The organism is Dorea chungnamensis (assembly GCF_039832125.1).
Lineage (GTDB): Bacteria > Bacillota > Clostridia > Lachnospirales > Lachnospiraceae > JAFBIX01.
In genome coordinates, this window is sequence record NZ_JBDOHT010000005.1 from 33,845 (window position 1) to 60,316 (window position 26,472).

General features: G+C 41.1%; 22 protein-coding genes, 2 tRNA genes and 1 pseudogene. 17 read left to right on the forward strand and 8 right to left on the reverse strand.

The genetic code is table 11. The features are described 5' to 3' along the window. The first annotated feature begins 136 nt into the window (after nucleotides 1-136). The 5 genes from larB to thiM all read left to right on the forward strand — a co-directional run bounded on the left by larB (nucleotide 137) and on the right by thiM (nucleotide 4,889). Entirely contained in the window at nucleotides 137-880 is a 744-nt protein-coding gene (gene larB, locus ABE613_RS05755) for a nickel pincer cofactor biosynthesis protein LarB (RefSeq protein WP_347375911.1), read from the forward strand. Next, a complete protein-coding gene (gene larC, locus ABE613_RS05760) occupies nucleotides 880-2,241 on the forward strand; it encodes a nickel pincer cofactor biosynthesis protein LarC (protein WP_347375912.1) in 1,362 nt (453 codons plus the stop codon). Before larB ends, larC begins: the two co-directional genes overlap by 1 nt. Then, a complete protein-coding gene (gene larE, locus ABE613_RS05765) occupies nucleotides 2,238-3,086 on the forward strand; it encodes an ATP-dependent sacrificial sulfur transferase LarE (RefSeq protein ID WP_235233019.1) in 849 nt (282 codons plus the stop codon). The genes larC and larE overlap by 4 nt, the downstream gene beginning before the upstream one ends. A 440-nt stretch (nucleotides 3,087-3,526) precedes the next feature. Beyond that, nucleotides 3,527-4,081 (forward strand): energy coupling factor transporter S component ThiW, encoded by a 555-nt coding sequence (gene thiW, locus ABE613_RS05770; RefSeq protein WP_235233018.1) that lies wholly within the window; start codon nucleotides 3,527-3,529, stop codon nucleotides 4,079-4,081. Further along, nucleotides 4,044-4,889 (forward strand): hydroxyethylthiazole kinase, encoded by an 846-nt coding sequence (gene thiM, locus ABE613_RS05775; RefSeq protein ID WP_235233017.1) that lies wholly within the window; start codon nucleotides 4,044-4,046, stop codon nucleotides 4,887-4,889. Before thiW ends, thiM begins: the two co-directional genes overlap by 38 nt. Here thiM and ABE613_RS05780 read toward each other — a convergent pair. The 7 genes from ABE613_RS05780 to ABE613_RS05810 all read right to left on the reverse strand — a co-directional run bounded on the left by ABE613_RS05780 (nucleotide 4,853) and on the right by ABE613_RS05810 (nucleotide 10,941). After that, nucleotides 4,853-5,563: a response regulator gene (locus ABE613_RS05780; RefSeq protein ID WP_235233016.1), complete on the reverse strand. Its 711-nt coding sequence runs from the start codon at nucleotides 5,561-5,563 to the stop codon at nucleotides 4,853-4,855. The genes thiM and ABE613_RS05780 overlap by 37 nt on opposite strands. Continuing rightward, nucleotides 5,556-7,145, reverse strand: coding sequence for a sensor histidine kinase (locus ABE613_RS05785; protein WP_347375913.1), 1,590 nt, complete (start codon nucleotides 7,143-7,145; stop codon nucleotides 5,556-5,558). The genes ABE613_RS05780 and ABE613_RS05785 overlap by 8 nt, the downstream gene beginning before the upstream one ends. Nucleotides 7,146-7,195: 50 nt before the next feature. Beyond that, nucleotides 7,196-7,336 carry a hypothetical protein gene (locus ABE613_RS05790; RefSeq protein WP_347375914.1) on the reverse strand — a complete coding sequence of 47 codons (141 nt, stop codon included), beginning with the start codon at nucleotides 7,334-7,336 and terminating at the stop codon, nucleotides 7,196-7,198. Between the two features lie 34 nt (nucleotides 7,337-7,370). Continuing rightward, nucleotides 7,371-8,018 (reverse strand): potassium channel family protein, encoded by a 648-nt coding sequence (locus ABE613_RS05795; protein WP_235233014.1) that lies wholly within the window; start codon nucleotides 8,016-8,018, stop codon nucleotides 7,371-7,373. Between the two features lie 10 nt (nucleotides 8,019-8,028). Then, on the reverse strand, nucleotides 8,029-9,357 hold the full coding sequence (locus ABE613_RS05800) for a TrkH family potassium uptake protein (RefSeq protein ID WP_235233013.1): 1,329 nt from the start codon (nucleotides 9,355-9,357) through the stop codon (nucleotides 8,029-8,031). A 245-nt stretch (nucleotides 9,358-9,602) separates the two neighbouring features. Beyond that, nucleotides 9,603-9,688: transfer RNA gene (locus ABE613_RS05805), tRNA-Ser, on the reverse strand. A gap of 398 nt (nucleotides 9,689-10,086) precedes the next feature. After that, nucleotides 10,087-10,941, reverse strand: coding sequence for a pyridoxamine kinase (locus tag ABE613_RS05810; protein ID WP_235233012.1), 855 nt, complete (start codon nucleotides 10,939-10,941; stop codon nucleotides 10,087-10,089). 172 nt (nucleotides 10,942-11,113) lie between these two features. Between ABE613_RS05810 and ABE613_RS05815 the strand changes: the two genes are divergently transcribed. The 6 genes from ABE613_RS05815 to glpK all read left to right on the forward strand — a co-directional run bounded on the left by ABE613_RS05815 (nucleotide 11,114) and on the right by glpK (nucleotide 17,916). After that, a tRNA-Arg gene (locus ABE613_RS05815) sits at nucleotides 11,114-11,187 on the forward strand. 106 nt (nucleotides 11,188-11,293) lie between these two features. After that, nucleotides 11,294-11,449, forward strand: coding sequence for a hypothetical protein (locus tag ABE613_RS05820; protein ID WP_235233011.1), 156 nt, complete (start codon nucleotides 11,294-11,296; stop codon nucleotides 11,447-11,449). 84 nt (nucleotides 11,450-11,533) lie between these two features. Beyond that, nucleotides 11,534-12,787 (forward strand): 6-phosphofructokinase, encoded by a 1,254-nt coding sequence (locus tag ABE613_RS05825; RefSeq protein WP_235233010.1) that lies wholly within the window; start codon nucleotides 11,534-11,536, stop codon nucleotides 12,785-12,787. Nucleotides 12,788-13,064: 277 nt separating this feature from the next. Further along, complete coding sequence (locus ABE613_RS05830; RefSeq protein WP_347375915.1) at nucleotides 13,065-14,555, forward strand: hypothetical protein; 1,491 nt, start codon at nucleotides 13,065-13,067, stop codon at nucleotides 14,553-14,555. Beyond that, nucleotides 14,531-16,264, forward strand: coding sequence for a hypothetical protein (locus ABE613_RS05835; protein WP_347375916.1), 1,734 nt, complete (start codon nucleotides 14,531-14,533; stop codon nucleotides 16,262-16,264). Before ABE613_RS05830 ends, ABE613_RS05835 begins: the two co-directional genes overlap by 25 nt. Nucleotides 16,265-16,410: 146 nt before the next feature. Beyond that, complete coding sequence (glpK, locus tag ABE613_RS05840) at nucleotides 16,411-17,916, forward strand: glycerol kinase GlpK (protein ID WP_347375917.1); 1,506 nt, start codon at nucleotides 16,411-16,413, stop codon at nucleotides 17,914-17,916. Nucleotides 17,917-17,932: 16 nt separating this feature from the next. Here glpK and ABE613_RS05845 read toward each other — a convergent pair whose 3' ends face one another. Continuing rightward, on the reverse strand, nucleotides 17,933-18,697 hold the full coding sequence (locus tag ABE613_RS05845) for a sulfite exporter TauE/SafE family protein (RefSeq protein ID WP_235233006.1): 765 nt from the start codon (nucleotides 18,695-18,697) through the stop codon (nucleotides 17,933-17,935). 323 nt (nucleotides 18,698-19,020) lie between these two features. Between ABE613_RS05845 and ABE613_RS05850 the strand changes: the two genes are divergently transcribed. The 6 genes and pseudogenes from ABE613_RS05850 (at nucleotide 19,021) to ABE613_RS05875 (ending at nucleotide 26,443) form a co-directional block, all read left to right on the forward strand. After that, on the forward strand, nucleotides 19,021-19,641 hold the full coding sequence (locus ABE613_RS05850; protein WP_347375918.1) for a peptidase C39: 621 nt from the start codon (nucleotides 19,021-19,023) through the stop codon (nucleotides 19,639-19,641). Between the two features lie 355 nt (nucleotides 19,642-19,996). Then, nucleotides 19,997-21,013 carry a glycosyltransferase family 2 protein gene (locus ABE613_RS05855; RefSeq protein WP_235233004.1) on the forward strand — a complete coding sequence of 339 codons (1,017 nt, stop codon included), beginning with the start codon at nucleotides 19,997-19,999 and terminating at the stop codon, nucleotides 21,011-21,013. A gap of 59 nt (nucleotides 21,014-21,072) precedes the next feature. After that, nucleotides 21,073-21,684, forward strand: coding sequence for a rubrerythrin (rbr, locus tag ABE613_RS05860; protein WP_235233003.1), 612 nt, complete (start codon nucleotides 21,073-21,075; stop codon nucleotides 21,682-21,684). Nucleotides 21,685-21,729: 45 nt separating this feature from the next. After that, nucleotides 21,730-23,475: a S8 family peptidase gene (locus ABE613_RS05865; protein ID WP_347375919.1), complete on the forward strand. Its 1,746-nt coding sequence runs from the start codon at nucleotides 21,730-21,732 to the stop codon at nucleotides 23,473-23,475. A 1,145-nt stretch (nucleotides 23,476-24,620) separates the two neighbouring features. Continuing rightward, nucleotides 24,621-24,701 (forward strand): annotated as a pseudogene (locus ABE613_RS15160) (SEC-C metal-binding domain-containing protein); the annotation flags it as partial. After that, nucleotides 24,683-26,443, forward strand: a complete 1,761-nt coding sequence (locus tag ABE613_RS05875; RefSeq protein WP_347375921.1) for a hypothetical protein — start codon at nucleotides 24,683-24,685, stop codon at nucleotides 26,441-26,443. The pseudogene ABE613_RS15160 and the gene ABE613_RS05875, both read left to right, overlap by 19 nt. The last annotated feature ends 29 nt before the right edge of the window (nucleotides 26,444-26,472 follow it).

The window sequence follows — 26,472 nt, forward strand, 5'->3', positions numbered from 1 at the left end:
CAGCCCATCCTGTTTTTTTTAGTTTTTCAAAAGCTGGAATGGTACTTCCTAAAATTGACCTCCTGTGATATAATCGAATGTAGTCTGGAAGGATAGATAGCGATGATCCGAATATGTTACAGCAATGGAGGCAAGAATGGATACGCATGAGATATTGATGAAATTGAAAAATGGAGAGTTGTCTGTGGAAGAAGCAGAAAGACATCTTAGAAGGCAGCCGTTCGAAGAACTGGGATATGCCAAGATTGATACCCACCGGAAACTGCGCTCTGGTTTCCCAGAGGTCGTATTCTGCAGTGGAAAGGCAGACGAGCATCTTCTTGAAATCTTTGGGAAAATATATGAAATGGAGGGAGAAGTGTTCGGGACCAGAGCGTCTCAGAGACAGTATGAGCTATTAAAAGAAAGATATCCGGATGTTCAGTATGATACCGTGTCCGGAATCATCAAAATTGAGAATCCGGGGAAAGAAAAACAGGGATGTATTACCGTATGTACCGCAGGAACTTCAGACATTGCAGTGGCGGAAGAAGCTGCCCAGACAGCGGAATACTTTGGCTCTTATGTAGAGCGTGTATATGATGTGGGCGTCAGCGGCCTGCACCGGCTGCTTGCGAATCTGGATACGATTCAGAAGGCCAATTGTATCATTGCGGTGGCTGGAATGGAAGGAGCCCTGGCAAGTGTCATTGGAGGTCTGGTGGATAAGCCGGTCATTGCCGTTCCGACTTCTGTCGGGTATGGAGCGAATTTAAAGGGGCTGTCAGCATTACTGACCATGATTAATTCCTGTGCCAATGGAATTGCGGTCGTAAATATTGATAATGGCTATGGAGCAGGATATATTGCATCACAGATTAACAGATTGGGGGAACGGTAATGGGTAAGACACTATATTTAGAATGCTACAGTGGAATCAGCGGCGATATGACGGTCGGTGCTTTATTGGACCTTGGTGCGGATCCAGAGATTTTGAAAGAGCAGCTTAGAAGCCTTACGGTGGAAGGATTTGATGTACAGATCAGCCGCGTGAAAAAGTCGGGCCTGGATGCCTGCGATTTTCGAGTTATCTTAGATAAAGAGCATGAAAACCATGATCATGATAATGGATATCTTTATGGTCATGATGACATGCAGATACATACACATGAGCATGGTGAACATATACACAGCCATGAAGAACATGAACATGTTCATGGAACACATGAGCACAGTCATGAAGGACATACCCATGATCACGGCCATGAAGGTCACGAACATCATCATACACATGAGCATCGTGGGCTTCCAGAGATTCTGGATATCATCTGGCATTCTGGAATTACGGAACATGCCAAAAAGATTGCGGTTGATATTTTTGAAGTACTGGCAGAGGCAGAAGCAAAAGCTCACGGCACCACACTGGAAGAAGTGCATTTTCATGAAGTGGGAGCAGTCGATTCCATTGTGGATATTGTAGCGGCTGCCGTATGCCTGGACAATCTTGATGTTACAGAAGTTATTGTACCTGAGTTGTATGAAGGGCGTGGAACCATCCGCTGCCAGCATGGCGTGATTCCGGTGCCGGTTCCGGCAGTGCTGAATATTGCGCAGCAGCATGGACTTACGCTGCATATCACAGAGACGGAAGCAGAACTGGTGACTCCGACCGGAGCAGCGATTGTGGCGGCAGTACGGACTTCGGATCATCTTCCGGGAAAATATAAGATTCGAAGAATCGGAATGGGAGCCGGCAAACGTGATTACGGAAGGACCAGTATTCTGCGGGGAATGTTGATTGAGCCGGAATCCGAAGAAGCAGATTATATCTACAAATTAGAGACGAATCTGGATGACTGTACGCCAGAGGCGCTGGGGCATGTAATGGAGCGTCTGTTCAAAGCCGGAGCCAGAGACGTGCATTATATTCCGGTATTTATGAAGAAGAACCGTCCGGCATATCAGATGAATGTAATCTGCAGTGAAGAAGATGTACCAAAGATGGAAGAGATCATCTTCCATGAGACAACGACGATTGGGATTCGCAGGGTGAAGATGGAGCGGACGGTCATGCAAAGAGAAATCTGCACAGTACGGACTTCTCTTGGAGAGGCAAAGGTCAAGGTCTGCAGATTAGAAGGATATGTCCGGGTGTATCCAGAATATGAAAGTGTCACTGCAATCTGCAGGGAAAAGGGACTCTCTTATCAGGAAGTTTGGAGCAGAGTCCGCCATGAGGCAGAAGATGAGGTGTTGTCATGAGTCCATCCGTTTTATGCTATGAAGAGAAAAAAGAGAAGCTAAAGCATCAGTTGGAGGAATATGCCAAAGAAGATCTGGTCGTAGCCTTTTCCGGAGGTGTGGACAGCAGCCTGATCTTAAAAATCGCCTGTGAAGCTGCCAGGAAGACCGGGCGAAAGGTTTATGGGATTCTGTTTCACGCAATGATGCATCCGTCCGGCGAGATTGACGGTGCCAGGACGGTGGCCGAAGAGGTGGGGGCTGTCTTTCATGTATTGGAAATGGATGAATTGAACGGAGCAGATATCCAGGATAATCCGGTAGACCGTTGTTATCGTTGTAAGAAATATCTCTTTCAGGAACTGAAAAAAGAAGCAGAAAGACTTGGCGTTCGCAAGATCCTTGAAGGGACAAATGAAGATGATCTGCATGTATATCGGCCGGGGATCCGGGCAATCCATGAACTGGGGATGATAAGTCCGCTGGCAGATGCAGGACTTACCAAAGAAGAGGTGCGCAGAATGGCAAAAGAGTATGGAATCTCTGTTGCGAAGAAGCCGTCCAGCCCATGTCTTGCTACCAGATTTCCTTATGGAACGAGACTGTCATATGAAGCGATGCGTAAGGTGGAGCAAGGAGAAGCGTATCTAAGATCACAGGGATTTTATAATGTAAGACTTCGGGTACATGGAGAGATCGCCCGAATCGAAGTAGATAAAGAGAATATGAAACGTGTGATAGAACAGGGAGATGCCATTACAGAATATCTGAAAAAACTGGGATATACATATATTACATTAGATATGGAAGGATTTCGCTCGGGAAGCATGGATGTGTGGATAGAACAGAAGGATAATCAGGAATAGATTCATCTGGAGAATTTACAGAATTCAACAGTCCAGACATTGCATAGATACCATACACTTGATTGTATGTTATGCAATGTCTGGACTGTTGCACGACGTTGGCTTATTCAATTTTTTTCTCCTTATCTGTTCACATCAAAAATTTCGATTCTGATCAATGCGATTACCCCAAGTGAAAGCTCTCATAATATTCTGCCAAGAACGCTTCTAATTTCTTCAACATAATTAACATCTCCTTTTCTTTTTCTTGTTGATATCTTGTTCCTCTTTCTGATTATAATTTAACATTCTTTTGAAAAAAATGGAAATACATATAATAGACGTCTTGTGATACCTTATAAGTATAATAGAAATGGCAGATATGGCGTTCTGTTTGACATAGCGGGGAAAACGTGCTAGGATGCAAATGATTATTGAATCAGTAGAAAGGGAATGAGTTCATGACAAAGACAAGAGTAGATGTGTTTCGTATGGTAATGTTAGCAATGATGGTAGCGATTGGAGTCGTTATTTCACCAATTCTTAGAGTAGAAGGAATGTGTCCGACAGCACATCTGATCAATATTGTATGTTCTGTATTGATGGGACCGTGGTATTCTTTGTTATGTGCAACTTTAATCGGAATCATCCGTATGATGTTTATGGGGATTCCGCCACTTGCACTTACAGGAGCAGTATTTGGTGCCTTTTTATCTGGTGTGTTTTATCGATTATCTAAAGGAAAGATAATCTGTGCAGTTATAGGAGAGGTGTTTGGGACTGGAATTATCGGTTCTATCGTCTCTTATCCGGTAATGGCTTTTCTGATGGGAAGAGATGGATTGACAGCCTTTTATTATACACCGATGTTTCTGGGGGCAACTTTGATGGGTGGTACCGTAGCATACTTTTTCTTAAAAGCATTGAGCCGTGCCGGACTGCTTGTCAAATTCCAGCAGAGTTTAGGAGGTCCGGTATATGACAGAAAGCATAAAATGGCTGCAGAACCAAACTAAGAGGTGCAGGCCTTTAATTCATTGTATCACGAATCCTATCTCTATTCATGACTGCGCAAATGTGATACTGGCAGCAGGAGGACGGCCGATCATGGCAGAACATCCTCGTGAAGTAGCTCAGATTACGGCGAGTGCTGATGCATTGATGCTGAATCTGGGAAATATAACGGATGCCAGAATGGAGTCAATGAAGATAGCGTTAAAAACAGCGAAAGAGCGATCTATACCAGTGTTATTAGATCTGGTGGGTGTAGCCTGCAGTGATCTTCGAATGGCATATGTAAAAGAATTGTTCACAATAGGTTATCCGGCTATCTTGAAGGGAAATATGTCGGAGATTCTGGCGATGGCCGGAAGACCGTCGCACAGCATTGGGATTGATGCCGGAAAAGAGGATGCACTGACAGAGGCTAACAGAGAACAAGTCCTTCAGACCTTGCATGAGTTTTCTATAAAAACAGGTACGGTTATTCTGGCAAGTGGAAAAGAAGATCTGATCGTGGGTGGACATCGTGCATATCTGATTGCAAATGGTGATCCGATGTTATCCGAGATTACAGGAACGGGCTGTATGTTGGGAGCTTTGTGTACGGCTTTCCTGGCATCTGACAGGGAAGAAGGAATTCATGCAGCTGTGCTGGCAGCTGCGTCTATGGGAATTGTCGGAGAACTTGCGGCAAAGGAATGCCCTGGAACTGGAACGTTTCAGGTAAGACTGCTGGACTGCCTGTATCAGCTCGATGAAGAGCTGATGACAGACAAGGCAAGAATCTATGATTTGTCGGATTCTACTTTGAGCATCCGATAACCAATACCAATATGCGTCTGAATATACTGGGGAGAGCCGGGGGCACTCTCCAGTTTTTTTCTAAGGGTTGCCATGAATACACGTAAGGATGCCACGTCATTTTCCCAACAGCTTCCCCATACGCTTTGGGTAATGAACTTGTGGGTCAGGACTTTACCAGTGTTTTGTGCCAAAAGACAGAGAAGTTTGTATTCAATGGGTGTCAGATGAAGTTCTTCATCGCCAAGATATGCACAGTTTGCCGCATAGTCGATTCGAAGCTGTCCATTTACGAAGATGGCCTGCTGTGAATTATTGTTTTGCATGAGGGCAAGGCGTCTCTGAGTCACACGCAGTCTGGCCAACAGTTCATCGACGGAAAATGGTTTGGTCAGATAATCATCGGCACCGGCATCCAAAGCATCGATTTTGTCAGTATCTTCACTTCTCGCACTGACAACAATAATTGGAGTGTTAGACCAGCTACGGATACGGGTGATGACCTCGACACCGTCAATGTCCGGCAGTCCCAGATCCAGAAGGATGATATCCGGATTGTGGGAAGCAGCCTCCATCACAGCATCTTCTCCGTTCTCTGCGGTGATAAAACGATAATCATGTGCTTTTAATGTGGTAGTGATCAGATTGCGTACAGGAGCATCATCTTCCACTACAAGTATCTGAATTTTATTCATGTAATACAATCTCCTCTCTTGGAAGGGTAAAGCGGAAGATTGCACCATGCGGCAGATTATCTTCCACATGAATGGTTCCGCCATGGGCTTCCACAATGGCTTTGCACAGAAACAGGCCCAGCCCCACACTGCGCCGGCTGTCAGCAATTTTATTCGATCCGCAGTAGAATTTATCAAAGATCTTATCTTTGTCTTCCTCAGAGATTCCGGGCCCATTATCGGCAACAGAGATTTCAGCCATGCTGCCGGTCGTGCGAGCGGAGATTGTGATAGAAGAATTCTGCGGAGTATATTTTATAGCATTATCTACAAGGTTTGCAATGACCTGTACGATCAGTTTAGTGTCAGCCTTTACCAGGATCAGATCATCCTTACAATCGACGGTCAGATGGTGCTGCTGAAGTTTACGGCTACTGTACTGTACAACTTCTTCTATGATATCACTCAAAAGTTCCGTAGTGACACGAAGGGTCATGCGTCCCTCCTCTATTCTTGTGGCAGATAAAAGATTTTCGACCAGATTGATCAGCCACATAGAATCTGTATAAATATCCTCGTAAAGCTTTTGCTTCGTTTCTTCATCAAAATGACTTCCGTTGCTTATCAGATTACTGGCATTTCCGGAGATGGAAGTCAGAGGGGTCCTAAGATCGTGAGAAATCGTACGAAGCAGATTTGCCCGAAGCTGCTCACTTTTTGCCAGGATCGCAGCAGCTTCTTTTTCACGGATATTTTTTTCGTTTTCCAATGCCAGTGCACATTCACTTAAGATAGAAAGAAGGATACTGTGTTCAGAAGTATCTTGCAGATTATTTCCTATGTCAATCCCAATAACTCCATAGATACGGTCATTGACACGAAGCGCAAGATAGAAGAATCTGGAATCAGAAAAAAGCTTTGTAGTCGCCCCTGCAGAATGATTGTGCTTTAATACCCATTCTGCTGCGCTTGTCTCGATCTCTTTATTATAAGATGGAAAGTCCTTCCCATTTGCCGGAAATGTATGAAGCGTGGACAATTTTCCGCCTGAAGCCTCAAAAATAATGATATTACGGTTGGTAAGCTTGATAATCTGTGTTGCTGTAACCGTCAGAATCTGCACTTTATCATTGGCTTTTGCCAGGAGCTGATCTGTATCCAGAAGGATTCTTGTACGCTGCGCACTTTTCGAAGACTGTTCTGCCTGTTCCTTATATCGGATAGCCAGAATTCCGGTGAGAAATGCTGTCAGAAACATGACCACAAACGTAACCGGATAGCCGGTATCATAAGCCGCGAAAGAAAAGCGGGGAACGGTAAACAGATAGTTGAAGATAAATACACTGGCAATCGATGAGACTAGACTGTATACCCAGTGGAAAGTAGCAATAGAAGTCAGAAGAACTCCCAGAATATATACCATAATGATGTTCGAATCTGTGAATCCCAGACGATGGAATAAAAGGCACAAAAGAGTAGCACCCAACAAAATAACAACACTTTTGGCAGCATTTTCCAGAATGCTGATAAGCTGTTTTTTCTTGTTTGTTCTGGCAGAATATGAGGTGTTAATTGTTATATCTTTATCCATAGTCTGATTCATGATTCATGTCCTCCGATATGTAGTATCCATTGTAGCACAGGCAGATGCAATTATCTACCTAGAGTTTCTGAATCATGCTTGTCCGTAATCTGTGATTGATTTTCTGTAAGAAATTCATCGATTTGTTTCATAATAAAGTATCCGAATGAAAAAAGAGCGATTATCAGGATGATAAGAAACAGTTCTTTCATAGGATTACCACCTCCTCAAAAGGGCAGCGAAGAATCAGATATGAAAATATTTCTGAATCGTCTTTAAATGTCCAAGCACAAGAATCGAGTTTTCTTCCGTCAGAAATGTATCCGGTGTGATGTTCATATCCATTTTTCCGTTTACTCTGATTCCAAGAATATTCAGCCCGTATTTTTTACGGATATCTATTTGTAATACCGTCTTGTTGCACCATTCTTTTGGAATTGCCAGCTCGAAGATGGAGTAGTCACCATCTAGATCAATATAATCAAGAATATAATCCGAGGTACAACGGATTGCCGTCCATGCAGCTAATTGTTTCTCGGGATATACAACTTTATCTGCCCCATTTCGCAGTAAAAACTTTTCGTGTACACCGGTAGAGGCCCTGGCAATGACCTTTTTTGCTCCTAATTCTTTTAATAGAGAAGTTGTTTCCAGTGAATTCTGAAAATTATCCCCGATGGCCACGATACATACATCAAAATTACGAATCCCCAATGTAGAAAGAAATTCTTCATTCGTACTGTCACCGATCAAAGCATTCGTAACGTAGGGAAGGATAGCGTTGATTCGCTCTTCATTATCATCAATTGCCATTACTTCGTGGTTAAAATCATTCAGTTTAAATGCAATATGCCGTCCAAATCTGCCAAGACCGATCAATAATATAGATTTCATAAGTTCCTCCTTATCCGACAGTCAATTTTTCCTGAGGTAATTTTACCGGAGACACACGGCGGTTAGATAAAGCCGCAAAAATTAATGTCAGTCCACCGACTCTGCCCAAATACATCAAGAGAATCAAGATACTATGTGATAATAAACCAAGCTGTGGAGTGATACCAAGCGTCAGTCCGACGGTACCTACAGCCGATGCTGTTTCAAATAAACAGGTCAGTAGAGGAAGATCTTCTACACGACTGATAATAAGCCCTCCACTGAAAAATAAAGTACAATACATGGTCGCAATCGTTATCGTATTACGTACGCCATCTGGAGTGATCCTTCGTCCAAAAAATTGTGTATCTTCATTGTGACGGAAGACAGAGATGGATGTAGACAGCATGACGGCAAGTGTTGTGGTCTTCATTCCACCGGCTGTGGATCCAGGAGAACCACCGATTAACATTAGAAAAATCATGAGTGCAAGCCCTGCTTCGCTGATCATCGTCAGATCAGTTGTATTAAATCCGGCTGTCCTTGGAGTAACTGCCTGGAATAGAGAGATCCAGATGCGTTCTCCCACAGGCGTATCCGAGAATTCAAAAAAGAAAAAATATAGAGTGGGAAGCAGAATTAAAAATGAAGTCATCATTATGATAATCTTACTCTGCATCCGGTATCTTTTAATATTCAGTTTGTTGATTGTGATATCGTCCCATGTCAGAAAACCAATACCACCAATGATGATCAAAGCCATAATAGTCAGATTGATCACAGGTGTATTGGAAAAATGAGTCAGGGATGAATAAGGAGTTTCACATCCCATCAAATCAAATCCTGCATTACAAAATGCAGAGATAGAATGAAAAACGCTGTACCAGATTCCTTTCAAAGGCCCAAATTCTTTACAGAATGTAGGTGCCATGATAATAGAAGCAATCAGTTCGATTAAAAATGTCGTTTTCAAAATAAAACCAGTCAGCCGAACAATTCCGCCAACTTTGGGTGCGGAGATTGCTTCCTGCATGGTACTTCTCTGCTTCAGACTAATCTTCTTACCGGAAAATATTTCAATAGCTACGGCAAATGTTACGACACCCATACCGCCAATCTGTATCAAAAGAATGATAACCGCCTGTCCGAAAGTGGACCAGTAAGTAGCTGTATCATGAACGACCAGCCCAGTCACACAGGCAGCAGAAGTTGCGGTGAATAAAGCATCTGAAAAAAGTGGACTATGCCCATCCTGTGTGGAAAAAGGCAGCATTAACAATAAAGTTCCTATCAAAATAACGGCAGCAAAGCCAAGAATAATAATCTGTGCGGAAGTAAGTTGCTTTTTTAACTTGCTCATGTATCTATGCCAGCTCCTTAAATACACCAAAATAAAATAAAACAATGGTGTGCGCGTCAGTTTTACCGACACTTTCTTTCAGTATATTTTCGCACCAGTTCCATAAAATATGCATTAGGGCATGAAGTCTGGCATTAAGATTGTATAAAGAAAAAAGAAGGAATATATGGACAAAAAATGGACTTCATATCTTACAGAATCCTGAGATATGAAGTCCAAATATTCCATATAAACAATAGTGAAAACGCAGCAGGAGGGATTTGAACCCCCGGAGCCTTGCGGCTCTTCTGCTTTCGAGGCAGATGCCATCAGCCAACTCGACCACTGCTGCATAATAATTCTTTCTATGAATAGAAAGTACGCATATATCGGTGCGCTTTTTCTATTATAGCATAAAATGACAGAAAGATGGAATACCTAATCTGAAAAACGTTTAGAAAAAGGAAAGAGGCCAGCACATGTGCACTGGCCATTGGAGGGGGATGAAAAAAATCTATATAAATTTTACTAATTGTTAGGCGAAGTCCGGTAACCATACCCTATGATAATAAAAGCACAACCACCGTCTTCTTTAATTGATATCTTTATTATATAAGTGAAATGTGACGGGAATATGTCAAGAACTGGAAAAGTTTATAAAGTTTCTTAAGAAAAACATAAATTGGGGACGTAGTACTTTGCAAAAGTACTACGTCCCCAATTAAAAAATGTGGTGTACCCAAATGAATTTTACCCTGTACCCAAATGACAAAGAAATTGTTCATAATTTACCCCATCGTTGCATGGAACCTGCTCTTTTACGGAATCGGCAAGTGCAAGTTCTAGAAATTCTCCGGCCAGCTGAATTGCGTCAGCAATGGAATCGCCTCTTGCAACTCCGCCGGCAATGCAAGAAGCAAAGAGGTCGCCAGTCCCAGAGTAGCTTCCACCAATGTAGGGAAAAGAAACAAGAAAGGAATCTTTTGCGGTGATATAGAGGTTCCCTATTGCTTTTGTATTATCATCTTTCTGGAAATGTATTCCGGTAACGATAATGTTCTGTGGTCCGGTTTTACAGAGCTGCTGCCCAAGCTCTTGAATCGTGGAAAACAGTTCATCAGAATCTTTCATATGGGTTATGTTTTGATAATTGGCGTCGGTCAACAGACATAATTCTGTGAGATTCGGAGTGATGATATCGGCTCTTTGTACCAGTAGCTGCATTTGTTTTAATAAAGAAGGGGTATACATGGAATAGGTCTGTCCGTCATCCCCCATGACTGGATCCACTAGAAGAAAGGTATCAGGGGTATCAAAGGTATCAATAAAGCGAAAAATCTGGTTGATCTGCGCTACACTGGCAACATATCCAGTGTAGATTCCATCAAAATGTTGCCCCATCTTTTCCCATTCTGAACGAAAATATTCCATCTTATCTGTATAATCATCGCAGTAATAACTGGGATATTCTGTCTGTGCGGTCAATATTGCCGTGGGAAGCGGGCAGGCCTGCACGCCCATAGCAGATAGAACAGATATTGCAGCCGTCAAAGAGCAACGGCCAAATCCTGATAAGTCATTAATAACAGCTATTTTTTTTGTCATAATATGTAAACCTTCCTTAATATTCATGGGTTTATAGTAACACTAATAAGTTAGTTTTGAAAAGGAATGAGAAAAAAATAAAAAGAAAAAAACAAAAAAATCAAAATAAATGTTGACAATGTAGAGAGACTAGGATATAATTTATTTTGCTGTGAAAATGATTCATAGTTGTGTGGGCGTAGCTCAGCTGGATAGAGCGTTTGGCTACGGACCAAAAGGTCGGGGGTTCGAATCCTCTCGCCCACGTTTTCAACCTCTTGCAGAGTTTTGTAAGAGGTTTTTTTGTTATATACTGAAAATGTATGTGACACGGTTTTCAAATTTTATAATAATGTTATCAGGAGGAAATGAAATGGAAAAAATAAAGATAAACTGTGCAGTCTGTAACAATCAGTGTCAAATGGAGGTTGAGATTGAAGATGATGAGGTTGTAGATGTGACAGGAAACGGATGTATGAAGGGATATATCTATGCTCAGAATGAAGCAGTTGTAAATCTGCATAAATAACCAGATTTTTTGTAGACATTTATGTTGAAATATACTAAAATAATAATATCGACAGCAATTTTAAGGAAGGAAGGGAACTAGTTTATGGAAAGAAATGTTATCGTAGGACAGTCAGGAGGCCCTACAGCAGCGATTAACTCAAGTCTTGCAGGAGTTTATCGTACTGCGAAAGATCGTGGAGCTAAGAAAGTGTATGGTATGCTTCATGGAGTAGAAGGATTATTACAAGAGAAGTATATCGATCTTTCTGATCATATCAAGACCGAATTGGATGCAGAATTATTGAAAAGAACACCGGCGGCATTTTTGGGGTCATGCCGCTATAAACTGCCAGAGATTCATGAGAACCGTGAAGTATATGATAAGATCTTTGCAATTCTTGAAAAATTAGATATTGAAGCATTTATTTATATTGGTGGAAATGATTCTATGGACACCATCAAGAAGTTGTCTGATTATGCAATTATTACAGGTTTCCCGACAAGATTCATCGGATGCCCGAAGACAATCGATAATGACCTTGCACTTACAGATCATACACCTGGATATGGAAGTGCAGCGAAGTATATTGGTACTTCAATGAAAGAGATTATCCGTGACAGCTTCTGTCTGGAATATGAAAAAGGTATTGTTACGATCGTAGAGATTATGGGACGTAATGCCGGTTGGCTGACTGGTGCTACAGCTTTGTCAATGGGTGAAGACTGCGAAGGTCCTGATCTGGTATATCTGCCGGAGATTACATTTGATCTTCAGAAATTCAGCGCAAAAGTAAAGGCTCTTCTGAAGAAGAAGACATCCATCGTAGTCGCAGTATCAGAAGGTATCCGTATTGCAGATGGAAGATATGTATGTGAATTGGGTAACAGCATTGACTTCGTTGATGCATTTGGACACAAGCAGTTATCAGGAACAGCATCATATCTTGCAAGCTTCATCGCAGGTGAGATGGGATGTAAGACTCGTGCGATCGAGCTGAGTACATTACAGCGTTCTGCTTCTCATGCAGCATCCCGTGTAGATATTCTGGAAGCATACCAGGTAGGCGGTGCAGCTGTTAAGGCAGCAGATGAAGGAGATTCCGGTAAGATGGTTGTTCTTCAGAGATTATCTGATGATCCATATCAGTGTGGAACAGAAGTGAAAGACGTTCACAAGATCGCTAACGATGAGAAGCTTGTTCCAAGAGAGTGGGTAAATGAAGAAGGTACTTATGTAACCAATGAATTTATTTCTTATGTAAGACCGCTGATTCAGGGAGATGTATCACCGGTTATGGTAGATGGTATTCCAAGACATCTGTATACACCGAAGGAATTAAGCCACAGAACAAAATAAAAGAAGGAATGAGGATGCCTGCTACAAAATAAGGTGACAGGCATCCTTTTTGCAACTATCCATTTGGAGAAAGCTTCCGATAGAAAGTCCTGTAGGCTTCGAAATGTTTCTTAAAATATGGCAAAAGTACTTGCTTTTTGGAAAAGAATCCAGTAATATATGAATCACTCTATAATTCGAAAGAATCTATTTTATTCTCTTAGTTTTATTCTCTTAATCTTATTCAGATGTTTATCCAAGAGAACAGGTAATTTTATAGGAAGATGAGGTGATGTAAGTGGTACCAAAAGAGGGCTATGATGTGCTGCGTCTGGTTGAGCATGGACAGACCTGTTATATCAGCTCGGAGTATGTGGATGGCAGAATACTGGCGAATTGGTTGAGATATCATCCACATGTCTCAAAAGAACGGTTGCTGGGGTGGGTTCAAATGATTGCAAAACAGCTGGGAATGATTCATAAGTGTCGAAAAAAGCCGTTTTATCAGTATGTGAATCCATATAGTATTGTTATCACAGAGGAAGGAGACCTATATTTTTTAGATTTTGAGGCGCAATCCAATGAAGAGATGCTTCGGTTTATGCGAAGAAGGGTGGTGCGAGAATATTTTCTTCCGGCGGAAGAACCGTATTATCAAAAAGCAAGCATAAGTCTGGATATTTATGGATTTGGAAGGACAATACAGTATCTGCTCGCTGTCTCAGAGCCAGATCCACCTTTGACGAAAAAAGAAGAAAAGAAATTTCAGAAAATCATATCGAGATGCCTAAAGAGGCAGTCCAAGAAATCATATCAAAATGTATCAGAAATTCGAAAACATATCCCAATCATGAAGGAAAAAACAAAGCGGACATACAGCAGAAGAACAAAGTTCTTTTTTGCTGCAGGGGTAATAATTATAATTGCGTCTGTATGTATGATTGCATTTTCCAAAGAAAAAGATCAAGGCAAGAAGGCAGCTATTACTACAGTTGAAGAACCAAAGGAGGAAAATGTATCTGAAAAAAAGGAGATTCAAAATGCATATCGTGATCTGGCATTTGAGTATTTTTTAGAACTAAATGATTGTAAAAAAAGCCTGGAATATCTTGAAAAAATAAAAAAAGAAGATGAACAAGCAAAAGATCTGGAAGTAATCATAAAGGCTGTGGAAAACGAAAAATCAGAAATAAACCGAACCGCACTTAAGAATCATCTGAAAAGTCTGGAAGAAAGTATGATTCAGGAGAAAGCAGACCAATACTGCCAGTGCCTGATCCGTGGATATGGAATGTTAACTGGTGAGCAGGCGGCAGAGAATATTCTGCGTCTTGGAAACCAATATCTGGAGCAAGAACATATTGGAAAAGAGGGGGAAAAAGAGGTAAAAGAATATATGGCTTCTTCCTGTGAAACGTTGGATAAAGTAAAGGAGGCGGCAGAACTATATGAAGGAGTTATGGAATTAGAAACAGATGTCTATAAGAGAGAAGAGTTATACAAAAAGATAGCAATGTTATATGAATCTTGTGAAGAAAAAGATATGGCGTTAGATACTTGTGTTCAGGGAATTGAAGAATTGGAGGATTCTGTTGAACTTAGACTATTGCATATCCGACTCATATGCAAAGATTCATCCGTTGACCGTAGCTTCTGCGCTCAGACAGTGCAGGAATATATGCGAAAAGTTCCAGAGATTCTAGAGAATGAAGAGTTTCAAAAATTGCAACAGGAATACGAGATTCGAATAGAAGGTGAGGAAGTATGGGTAGGAAATTCAAATGGATAATAATAGGATTGATGATTCTTGGATTGTCATACTGTCAGCTGTCATTTTGGGGCAATGTAGTATCGGCTAAAGAGGAAGAATTTGTTGATGATGAAGAATCTGCAGATGAAAATGAAGAGAAGATTGAAAAGTTTCAACTTGCGATTCCGCCAGAAGATGGAAAGAATGGGTATTATGTTACCAGACCAGAAGTAGAATTGTGTCATGTAAGTAAAGTCGGGGTGACCAAGTATTGTTTTACGGACAGTAATGGACAGAGTATGGAAGGAGTATTGAGTCAGGAAAATGAAAAAGCCAGTATTGAAAAAGAGAGATTTCAGGAAGGGAAGAATCATTTGTCCGTATGGATGGAGGATGCAGAAGGAAACAGACTGGAAGAAAGCTCAGTGGAAAAGGATTTTCTGATTGATACGAAGGCTCCAACATTATACTTGCAAACGCCCCGTGGAGAAGATTCATGGTATCAGAAAGAAGTTGTATTGAAAGCTTCGGCTGAAGATGGAGAACAAGGAAGTCAAATTAACTGGTTATCTTGTACATCTGGTGATCGGGTCCTTGGAGGAACCAGCGAATCTATGGCAGATTTTCGTATTCATCTGGAATCTACTGCAGGAGAAGCGGTGTACGTGACTGTAGGAGTCACTGACCGTGCCGGAAATTATACGGAAAAGAGCTGCAAATTGTATATTGATCATCATTCGCCTCAAACTATGATCGAAGGAATTCAAAATTACATGATTACCAGTCAGCCGGTAGAGGTGACTTATCGGGTAACAGAAGACAATCTGATTAGGAAGGCAAGTGCATGTGCAAAACGAAAAGATCCAGCCGGAAATATGACTGTGCTGGAAGTTACTGACTGGGTCGAAAGTGGTAATGAGTATTCTGCAAAACAGTTTTTGACAGAAGATGGAATCTATCAATTAGGAGTGAAGGCTGCTGATTATGCGGGTTATGAAGATAATAATGAAGCGCAGGTAATTATTGATAAAGAGAATCCCGTGATTCGTTATGTGGATCGGCTTCATCAACAGTATTTGAAAAGCTTCTGCTGGAATTATCCAATAGAGGAGTGGATTCTGGACTTTACCAGTTATACATATTCTGTTTCTCTCGATGGGAAGCTGTATCATCTAGGAGAAGAAATATTGGCAGAGGGTGGACATATCTTGGAGGTAAAAGCAATTGATTCTGCTGGAAATATTGGTACGGCAAAGGCATATTTTGTCATTGATCATACAGCCCCTCAGGTGGTGTTCTCCAATCTGGAAGACGAAAAGACATATGAAGAAGAGAAGGATTTCCAGATTACACTCTCTAATCAGGAAGATTTTATTAAAGAAATACGAATCAACGGAGAGGTACAGAAAACAAATTCACGAAGTAAGATATATCAATATACAGTTCAGGAATATAGAAATTATGAGATTATTGTGAAAGCATATGACAGAGCTGGTAACCAGACAACAGAACGGATTTCATTTGATATTGTACCAAAAGAAACAGCATTTCAGAAGATTACCAGACCAATGCGAGAGAAGATTGTCCCATCGCAAAAGAAGGAACAGAAAGAAAATAAGCCATCTGTTCAGGCATCTTTCGTTAAAAAATTGTGCTTTATTGGCATCGGTATTCTGATCCTTATGATTGGAAGTGTCATGATTGGGTGGGCTGTTAAGCAGAGGTGTAATTTGAAAAAAGAGTTGTGAAAATAGTCGCATTATGGTATGGTTTATATAGTTAAATGAATGTGCCGAGATGAGAGAGCGAATGATTACAACAGCGATACTGTTGTTTAGTTTGCTCTTTTTTTACAAAAAGAGGTATGGAGAATGAAAGTAGGAGGAAGCAAGTTATGGCAAAGTATGTAATGGCTTTGGACGCAGGGACAACAAGTAACCGTTGTATTCTTTTTAATGAAGCGGGTGAAATGTGCAGTGTAGCACAGCGTGAATTCAAACAATATTTCCCACAGCCCGGATGGGTAGAACATGACGCAGATGAAATCTGGGCAAGTCAGCTGGGAGTGGCAGTAGAAGCGATGAATATGATTGGAGCGACAGCAGAAGATATTGCGGCAATTGGAATTACCAATCAACGTGAGACTGCAATTGTATGGGATAAAAATACAGGAGAACCTGTATATCATGCAATCGTCTGGCAGTGCAGAAGAACTTCTGAATATTGCGACACCCTAAAAGCAAAAGGGTTGACGGAGAGGTTCCAGAAGAAGACCGGACTGGTGATTGATGCATATTTTTCAGGAACAAAGGTAAAATGGATTCTTGACCATGTACCGGGAGCTAGGGAGAAAGCTGAAAATGGAGAGCTGCTTTTTGGTACAGTAGAGACATGGCTGATCTGGAAACTGACGAAAGGGGCAGTTCATGTGACGGATTATTCTAATGCTTCCAGGACAATGCTTTTTAATATCAATACATTGGAGTGGGACGATGAGATTCTGGAGGAATTGAATATTCCCAGGTGTATGCTTCCGGAAGTTAAGCCTTCAAGTTGTGTATATGGAGAGGCTGACCCTTCGTTCCTTGGGGGGCCGATCCCAATTGCCGGTGCAGCAGGAGATCAGCAGTCGGCGTTGTTCGGACAGACTTGTTTCCGCCCGGGAGAAGCGAAGAATACATATGGAACAGGCTGTTTCTTACTGATGAATACAGGAGAGCAACCTGTGTTTTCTAAAAATGGTCTGGTGACAACGATTGCGTGGGGATTGGATGGCAAGGTCAATTATGCATTAGAAGGTTCCATCTTTGTGGCAGGGGCTGCAATTCAATGGTTAAGAGATGAGATGCGTTTGATTGATTCAGCGGCAGATTCGGAATATATGGCGAAGAAAGTAAAGGATACGAACGGATGCTATGTAGTGCCGGCATTTACTGGACTGGGAGCACCACATTGGGATCAATATGCCAGAGGAACAATCGTGGGACTTACCCGAGGAGTGAATAAATACCATATTATCCGGGCAACCTTGGAATCACTGGCTTATCAGGTAAATGATGTTCTAAAAGCAATGGAAGCAGATTCCGGTATCTCGTTGGAAGCATTAAAAGTAGATGGCGGAGCCAGTGCGAATGATTTTCTGATGCAGACACAAGCGGATATTATCAACGCACCAGTATTAAGACCACAATGTGTTGAGACGACTGCTATGGGAGCAGCGTATCTGGCGGGTCTGGCAGTAGGATATTGGAAGAATAAGGAAGAAGTCATTCAGAACTGGGCAATTGATCAGACATTCCATCCGGTGATTGCAGAAGAGGAACGAGAGAAGAGAATCAAAGGATGGAATAAAGCTGTCAAATACGCATATGGATGGGCCAAAGAAGATACAATTGAATAGATAGTTGCATCATCTTCTATCTGCTGACGATCATAATTGCGGCACCTAATATAACTAATACGATACCAGTTGCACGATTGAGGGTTGCGGCACTTGCTTTGTTGGCGAACCGTGCGGCAATTCTTGCCCAGAGTAAGGTGGACAATACACAGAAAACCAGACACCAGAGGTCTGGAAATCCACCAATTGCAATGTGACTGGCTGCACCGGTAAATGCGGTAAACGTCATAATGAATACACTGGTTCCTACTGCGGTCTTCAGTTCATATCCAAGAACACTGGTGAGTATCAGAAGCATCATCATACCGCCGCCGGCACCGATAAATCCACAGATAAAACCAATCATAATTCCACAGAACACTGACTGAATGAAACGCTTGCGAGGGCTTACTGCTTCCATGCTTTCTTTTGTAGTCATGACAGGTTTTACAATGAATTTGACACCCAGAAGGAAAGTCATAACCATGGAGAAGTTTCCCATGGTCTGGTTAGGAATCAGACTTGCAATCCAACTTCCGACCAGCGTAAAACATAAGACAGATATCATCATGACAATGCCGTTTTTGATATCCAGGTTCTTATTCTTTCCATAAGTATAGGCACTTATTGCACTTGCCAGGACGTCACTTGCAAGTGCAATTCCAACTGCCTCATAAGCTGGCATATGAAGAAATGCAATCAACATAGGGCTTATGACTGCCGCTGCACTCATACCGGCAAATCCAGTACCAAGTCCTGCACCGATTCCGGCGATAAAGCAGACAATAAATTTCGTAAGCATTAATGTTCCTCCTCAAAATAATGATGAATGTTATAATCTATCTGTGCAAAAAGACGGTTCAAAGTCTGAAGGTCATCAAGAGAAAAATCCTCAAGCAGCAGCTGACCAAAAGTTCTTTGCGCATTTCGTCCATCAGAGACTGACTTTCCCAGAATTGAGCAATCATGAGATTCTCTCTCCTTGAAATATTGTTCTAATTTGAACTATAATAGATGAAGATATTGAAAATGTCAATAGGTGTGGAAAAATGGCTTGACGGAAAGAAAATCAAATAATATAATTCATATTAAAATGATATGAATTATAAGAAAAGAGGCGATATCTTGAAAAATCCACTTCATTATCAATTGTCTGAATATGACTGCGGACCAACTGCAATGCTGGATGCGGTTAGCTTTTTGTTTCCGCGAGAAGAGATCTCGCCAGTAGTAATAAGAAATATTATGTTATACTGTTTGGATTGCTATAATTGTGAAGGTATTATGGGGAAAAGTGGCACTTCAAGTGCTGCGATGATGTTTCTTAGTAATTGGCTGAATGGGTTCGGAAAAGTTGGTCAGTTGCCAGTTTCCAGTCAATATCTTTCAGGAAAAAGTGTATGGATTGGAGGAGATAGCCTGATTAACGATGCTCTTTGCCGTGGTGGTGCGGTTGTTGTTCGTCTGTATTTTGAGTGTGCACATTATGTATTACTGACTGGAACACTGAATGGAAAGATTCTGATGTTTGATCCTTATTATGTGAAAGAGCCATTTACAGAGGCAGGGATTGTGATGGTAGATGATCATCCATTTACATATAATCGAATCGTAGATGAACAGTGTTTTAATCGGGAGACAACAGAATTATATGCATTAGGTCCGATGGAAGATAGAGAAGCAGTTATTATATTTAATGAAGATACGAAGAAGACCGCAGAAAAAACGATTGAATACTTTATATAGAAGATGTCTGAAAACGAAAAATACCATAAAAAGGGAGGATGCCGGGTAACTGTTCTACCAGTTCCCGGCATGTATTATGAAAAAGTTTATTCAAAAATAGTATTTTACTACTGGACGATAGTCTTATCTTTGAATCAAATGTTTTGTTCTTTCATTTGATATATTTAGTATAAGACAGAGCTGTGAAGAAACAATGTTAAAGAAATGAAAGAATTTTAAAAGATAAATGAACAAATTATGAACAGGGATATGTTGAAAGTCTTGCCGACATTTTACAAAGAATTTGTTGGAAAAATCCCCAAAATGCATTATACTGAATAAATAGTTATTACCTTACAAGAAAAGGAGAAAAAGGATGAAGTATATTTCATTTGCAATTCCATGTTATAATTCCCAGGATTATATGGCACATGCAATCGAGAGTATTCTGCCTGGCGGAGAAGATGTGGAGATTATTATCGTCAACGATGGCTCCAAGGACAGAACATCGGAGATTGCTCACGAGTATATGGAAAAATATCCAGAGATTATTCAAGTTGTAGATAAGGAAAATGGGGGACATGGTGATGCGGTTAATGCCGGACTTAACCATGCTCAGGGTAAATATTTTAAAGTTGTGGACAGTGATGACTGGGTTGATGAAGAGTCATTACATAAGATATTAGCATTGTTGCGTAATCTGGAAGAAGAAAAAGAGCAGATTGACATGCTGATTTCTAACTATGTATATGAGAAGGTGGGAGCAACACATAAGAAATGTATCCATTACCGCAATGTCCTGCCGCAGGATGAAGTCTTCCGCTGGGATGATATCGGACATTTCCACATGGATCAATACATATTGATGCATTCTGTCATCTATCGTACCGATCTACTGAAATTGATTCAGCTGGAACTGCCGAAGCATACATTTTATGTAGATAATATTTATGTATATTATCCGTTGCCACATGTGCGTAAGATTTATTATCTGGATGTAGATTTTTATCGTTACTTTATTGGCAGAGAAGATCAGTCTGTCAATGAGAAAGTTATGATTTCAAGAGTAGATCAACAGATTTTTGTTACAAAATCTATGATTGACATGTATCAGTTGAATAAGATAATGAGTAAGAAGCTGAGACAATATATGGTTAATTATCTTGCAATCATGATGACTGTGTCATCAATTCTTTTGATTCGTTCCAAGACGCAGGAGAATCTGGAGAAAAAGAGAGAGCTCTGGCGTTATCTTAAGAAAAAGGACTTCAAGACATTCCTGAAGATTCGTTACGGAATTCTTGGACAGACTATGAATATTCCCGGAAGACCAGGAAGAAAGATATCTTCACTTGCATATAGTGTTGCAAGAAGAATTATTGGATTTAATTAGATGAATAATTTGATAGCCATGTTACATACTAGTATTAAGAATAAAAAGGAGTGTGTGACATGGCTATTGATTTTTTGGAAAGTAAGACAAAAGTGAATCTAATGCGGGCATTTGCAGGGGAAAGTCAGGCAAGAAACCGATACACGATTGCGGCAGAAGCTGCTAAAGATCAGGGATTTTATGCAGTACAGCAGATTTTTTTATTTACGGCTGAACAGGAACGGGCACATGCCAGACGATTCTATGATCTGCTTAAGAATATTTCTGGTAATACCGTGGAGATCGCCGGAGGATATCCGGTAGATCATTATGACAGCGTGATAGAACTATTGCGGTCTGCAGAATATAATGAGTTAGAAGAATATGGAGAGGTTTATCAGATATTTGGAAAGGAAGCCAAAGAAGAGGGATTTATTGAAGCGGCATCGACATTTTTCCAGATTGCAGAGATCGAAGCTGTACATGGTCGGCGTTTTGGTAAAATGGCAGAGCTTCTGGAGAAAAATAAATATTTTGAAAGTGATCAGAACAATCGATGGATGTGCCTGAATTGTGGTTACATCCATACCGGGAAGATGGTACCGGGAGTGTGTCCAGTGTGCAGACAGGATCGAGGGTATTTTATCCCGGCGGAACTGGCGCCTTATCTCGGGTACAACTTTGTACAATAGAATCTTCATGAAAAGAATTAGAATAATCAGTAAGGAAGGAATAATATGGCAAGTCAAAAGGTTGAGAATCTGTTAAATCTTGCGTTAGATGCCACGGAAGAAGAGCGGGAAAAATCACTGGAGCTGGACGTGGGTTATAATCCCATCGACAGAGAATGGGACTTGATTATTAAGTATTCCGGGAATCTGGACCGTATACGCGAAGTGGCAAGCGATGTGGTGGAGCTGCAGAATGAATATGCAATTATTACAATTCGAGAGTCGCTGATTATGATTCTGGCGCAATTTCCTGAAATAGAATATATTGAAAAACCGAAACGGTTATTCTTTCAAGTCACGAATGGAAGACGGGTATCATGTATCGATGCGGTACAGGATACCCGTTTTGCACTATTTGGACAGGGAATTCTGGTTGCTGTTATTGATTCGGGAATAGATTATGAGAATGCAGATTTTCGAAATGCGGATGGAAGCACAAGAATTCGATATTTATGGGATCAGTCACTTGCACCCGCAGAAGGCAGAGTGCCACCGGAAGGATATTCCATAGGTGCAGAATATACGGCCGTGCAGATTAACGAGGCTTTGCGACAGCCCTCAATACAAGAACGGAGAAGGACCGTTCCAAGTATGGATACATCCGGACATGGGACTGCAGTGGCAGGAGTGGCAGCCGGGAATGGGAGATATAGCGGTGGACAATATGCAGGTGTGGCGCCGCAGAGTGAGCTGATTGTAGTGAAACTTGGCAGTCCGCGCAAGGAAGGATTTCCAAGAACAACAGAACTAATGCAGGGGTTGGATTATGTAATTCGGAAGGCACTGGAGCTTCGGATGCCGGTGGCGGTGAATATCAGTTTTGGCAATACCTATGGCTCACATGATGACACTTCTCTGTTAGAACGGTTTATTGATGATATCTCAAACATATGGAAGAGTTCTATCTGCATCGGTTCTGGAAATGAAGCAGCAAGTGCAGGACATACGTCCGGGATTATGGAAGAGGACAGAGATACCGTGATACAGCTCGCTGTGCAGAATAATCAGCCGACACTCAGTATTCAGATCTGGAAAGAGTATACGGATGTCATCGATATTTCACTGGTTAGTCCTGCCGGTGTGACGGTAGGTCCTATCCAGGAAGTCCTTGGACCTCAGAGATTTACCGTTGGTCAGACGGAGATTCTCCTCTATTATGGAGAACCCAGCCCTTACAGTACGGCGCAGGAAATCTATATTGATATGCTGCCGAAGGATACGTATATTACAGGAGGAGTATGGAAAATCGTACTGACACCCCGAAAGATTGTATCCGGTGTTTATGAATTATGGCTTCCGAGCGAAAATGTAGTGAACAGAGGAACTGGATTTTTGTTCCCGACAGACAATACAACACTTACGATTCCATCGACGGCAAGCCGTGCAATCACGGTGGGTGCATACAATGCGTTGACATTTGCCTATGCAGACTTCTCGGGAAGAGGATATACCAGAGAGGAGAGGCTTGTGAAGCCCGATTTGGCGGCTCCGGGAGTAGATATAACAACCGTTGCTGTCGGCGGGGGATATGCACAGTTTACCGGCACTTCATTTGCAACGCCTTTTGTTACTGGCAGTGCGGCGCTGCTGATGGAATGGGGAATTGTCCGGGAAAATGATCCGTTTTTATATGGAGAAAAGGTGAAAGCATATCTGAGGAGAGGCGCAAGGCCGCTGCCGGGATTTGCGGTATATCCGAATCCACAGGTGGGATATGGAGTGCTTTGCGTGAAGGATAGTCTGCCGCAATAAAGTGCCTTTTTGTGTATATAAAAAGAAGAATAAATCTGCCTTTTCGTGAAAACATATATTGAATGAAACTGCCTTTTATGAGTATGATAGTACTAAAGATAGAAAGCATTCCTCATTAGGTAAATTCAGAAACAAATGTTTTTGTAATGCGACAATCAGAGAGATTTTCAGTGAAAGAAACGGAGGATAAAATGGCAAATTTAAGATTAAAGAAACTGATATTGGAAGTAGTGGATAATCAGCTGCGGGATAAAGACCCGCCTATCGTAAGAGAGGTCTATGACAGATTGATTGCAGAAGGATATTCTGTCCGTGATGCAAAGGAAAAAATCGGAGCGATCGTGCTTGAGGAGATTTATGACGTTATGAAAGAGAACCAGCCGTATGATGAAAAACGATATACGGATGCATTAAAGGATATGGTGCAGAAATGTATTGATTTTGAAGATACACATGAAATTCTTACGGAATGGGACAAATGGGATCGACTTGTGCAACAGGGGTATGAGGCACAGGAGAATCAAAATGACAGTGATATGATTTCACTCTGGTGGCAGGCATGGGAACTTTTCCAGAAGATTATTGATACAGCGGAATACAAAATAAGTGTAAGTGGTATTATGGAATCACAGGATTACCAATATCCGGTAGATGAATGGCTCCAGGATCTGGAGATGGAACTGGGGAATACCGGAGAACACGAAAAACGCATGGAATTCTGTCAAAGAATTTTGGAAATGCTGGATTGGAATTTTGACGATGATAGCTGCTTCAAGAATGCAATAGGAGAAGAATTATATGCAATGGGGAAATCCGTTGAGGGACGGGAATGGTTTGAAAGCTGGCTAAAAAAAGAGCCGCATAATCAAAATGCGCTTAATGTATTTAGTTGGTGCATTCAACAACAGGAAGGTACCGAGGAAGCATATCGGCTCATTCGAAGAGAGGTAATCGGTATAGCATGTACTTTGCATAATGATTTGTTGTTTGAACGGGCGAAACTTCTGGCAAAGAATCTGGGATTGACGGATGATTTGAAATGGATAGAACCACAGCTGACATCATTTCATGATTCACTGGAGAAAGCAGATCCTTATAATGATTTGTATGATGATTTCAAAATGCCTGTACAGCAACTAATAGTAAAGGAAAAGAAAATATATCCAAATGATCCCTGCCCATGTGGAAGCGGGAGAAAATATAAAAAGTGTTGTGGAAGGAAATAGCATTGGAGGATAAAATGACTTTGCCAGAAGTAAAAGAACTTTCCAGAGAAGAGCTGCAGACTGTTATTTTGAAAATGCAGGAAATGTTATCAGAAGAGCAAAAGAAAAGCCTGCAGGAAATAATAAAAGAATGTAAGAAAACGGATGTGGATGAGACGACACAACCTGAGCAGGCAAGAATGTCGCAGGAGCTTGTAGAAGAAAAAATGAGACAAATCCAAAAATGGCAAGAACAGATTGATGAAGGTGAGATTTATCTTAATACGGAGGAATACGAAGACTATTCCAGCGGCTACTGGGACGCTGACTGGATTACAGAGTATTATGATAATCAGGGAGTCGGGGATAAACTTATGTATATGATCCGATTTGCTGAAGATTGTGTGGATGACATGCGGTATCAGGAAGCAAATGAAATTTATGAATGGCTGTGGGAGATGTCGGTTTTTACAGATAATGAATTTGGTGATCCGGTAGACATTGAGGTGCTGGGAGATAATAATCTGATACATACAGATATGAAACGGCTGGCACTCCTGACATTATATGCAGATTATCAGGGATTACCGCTGGAAAAACGTGCGGAAGATATGTATCTGTATTTTTCTTTTGATACATTCTCTAAGATACATATGGAAGAGATATTTCACGTTGGGAAGGAGAAGCTGAAAGATACGGAAAGATTTTGGAAGGACTGGATTGAACTGCTGAAAAGTAAAAATGGAGATATAGAAGCAAGGCTTCTGAAAGAGGCGGTTTTGTATTGCAAAGGAATCGAAGGCTTGCTTGAAATGGCAGAAGAAAATGTTTCAATCCATCCGTCGTTGTATCTTGCTGTAATGGATGAATATGAGAAAGAACACTTTTATGAAAAGATAGAAGAAGTGGGAAAGGATGCTCTTGATAAAATTGATGCTAATCTTACTATTCGGGGTAAAATTGCCTTAAAAACGGCATATGTCTCATCGCACTTAATGCATGAAGAGGAAATGATGCAGTTTTGTTGGGAATGTTTTTGCTCTGATTCGACCGTGAAAAATTATCTTCGCCTGTTTGGAACAGAAGAAATGGCAAAAAGATATGGTCTGCGGGGAAAAGAGGTTCTGATAAACAGAATAAAAGGCAATCAGGAGAACAATTGGAGAAATTCGGAGTTTCGTAGAAATATGATTGATGATTATATGTATAACAGTCTGAATTTTTATACAGGGGATTTTGAAAAGGTAAAAAATATATCAAAAAATCCAAAAGGTTCCTTGGGCTGGAGTTCCTCTTTTATTCGGAGTGGAATCAGACTTTTTCTGATTTATCTATATGAAAAACCGCTTCCTTCAAAGGCAGCTGCAAGTATTGCAGCTTATATAGGATTTCCTGATATAAAAGATGGAGAAAGCAGAATGTATTTTGAAAATGAAATTTTGGAAGAATGCCATAAGCACAAAGTAAGTGAATTCTGGAATTATTTTCAGAGATGGAAAAGACATTTTCCTATGGGAGAAGAGGAGAGAAAAAAGTATCTGTCATGGGCAGAAAAGATCGTATACAGCAGAGCGGATGCGATTGTGTCCGGGCAGCACAGAAATCACTATGGAGAAGTTGCCGGGTTGCTGGCAATCGTAGGAGAAATAAAAGAGAGTATGGGAGTGAATGGAGCAGGAAGGGAAATTTTTGTACAGTATAAGAATAAGTATCCGAGACATTCGTCTTTTCAAAAAGAAATGAAATATTATTTCAATATGTGAAAATAGTAATAAGCATTGTGACACTGACA

Coding starts and splice junctions, on each gene's coding strand:
- larB (WP_347375911.1), top strand. CDS start 137: ATGGATACGCATGAGATATTGATGAAATTGAAAAATGGAGAGTTGTCT.
- larC (WP_347375912.1), top strand. CDS start 880: ATGGGTAAGACACTATATTTAGAATGCTACAGTGGAATCAGCGGCGAT.
- larE (WP_235233019.1), top strand. CDS start 2,238: ATGAGTCCATCCGTTTTATGCTATGAAGAGAAAAAAGAGAAGCTAAAG.
- thiW (WP_235233018.1), top strand. CDS start 3,527: ATGACAAAGACAAGAGTAGATGTGTTTCGTATGGTAATGTTAGCAATG.
- thiM (WP_235233017.1), top strand. CDS start 4,044: ATGACAGAAAGCATAAAATGGCTGCAGAACCAAACTAAGAGGTGCAGG.
- ABE613_RS05780 (WP_235233016.1), bottom strand. CDS start 5,563: ATGAATAAAATTCAGATACTTGTAGTGGAAGATGATGCTCCTGTACGC.
- ABE613_RS05785 (WP_347375913.1), bottom strand. CDS start 7,145: ATGAATCAGACTATGGATAAAGATATAACAATTAACACCTCATATTCT.
- ABE613_RS05790 (WP_347375914.1), bottom strand. CDS start 7,336: ATGAAAGAACTGTTTCTTATCATCCTGATAATCGCTCTTTTTTCATTC.
- ABE613_RS05795 (WP_235233014.1), bottom strand. CDS start 8,018: ATGAAATCTATATTATTGATCGGTCTTGGCAGATTTGGACGGCATATT.
- ABE613_RS05800 (WP_235233013.1), bottom strand. CDS start 9,357: ATGAGCAAGTTAAAAAAGCAACTTACTTCCGCACAGATTATTATTCTT.
- ABE613_RS05810 (WP_235233012.1), bottom strand. CDS start 10,941: ATGACAAAAAAAATAGCTGTTATTAATGACTTATCAGGATTTGGCCGT.
- ABE613_RS05820 (WP_235233011.1), top strand. CDS start 11,294: ATGGAAAAAATAAAGATAAACTGTGCAGTCTGTAACAATCAGTGTCAA.
- ABE613_RS05825 (WP_235233010.1), top strand. CDS start 11,534: ATGGAAAGAAATGTTATCGTAGGACAGTCAGGAGGCCCTACAGCAGCG.
- ABE613_RS05835 (WP_347375916.1), top strand. CDS start 14,531: ATGGGTAGGAAATTCAAATGGATAATAATAGGATTGATGATTCTTGGA.
- glpK (WP_347375917.1), top strand. CDS start 16,411: ATGGCAAAGTATGTAATGGCTTTGGACGCAGGGACAACAAGTAACCGT.
- ABE613_RS05845 (WP_235233006.1), bottom strand. CDS start 18,697: ATGCTTACGAAATTTATTGTCTGCTTTATCGCCGGAATCGGTGCAGGA.
- ABE613_RS05855 (WP_235233004.1), top strand. CDS start 19,997: ATGAAGTATATTTCATTTGCAATTCCATGTTATAATTCCCAGGATTAT.
- rbr (WP_235233003.1), top strand. CDS start 21,073: ATGGCTATTGATTTTTTGGAAAGTAAGACAAAAGTGAATCTAATGCGG.
- ABE613_RS05865 (WP_347375919.1), top strand. CDS start 21,730: ATGGCAAGTCAAAAGGTTGAGAATCTGTTAAATCTTGCGTTAGATGCC.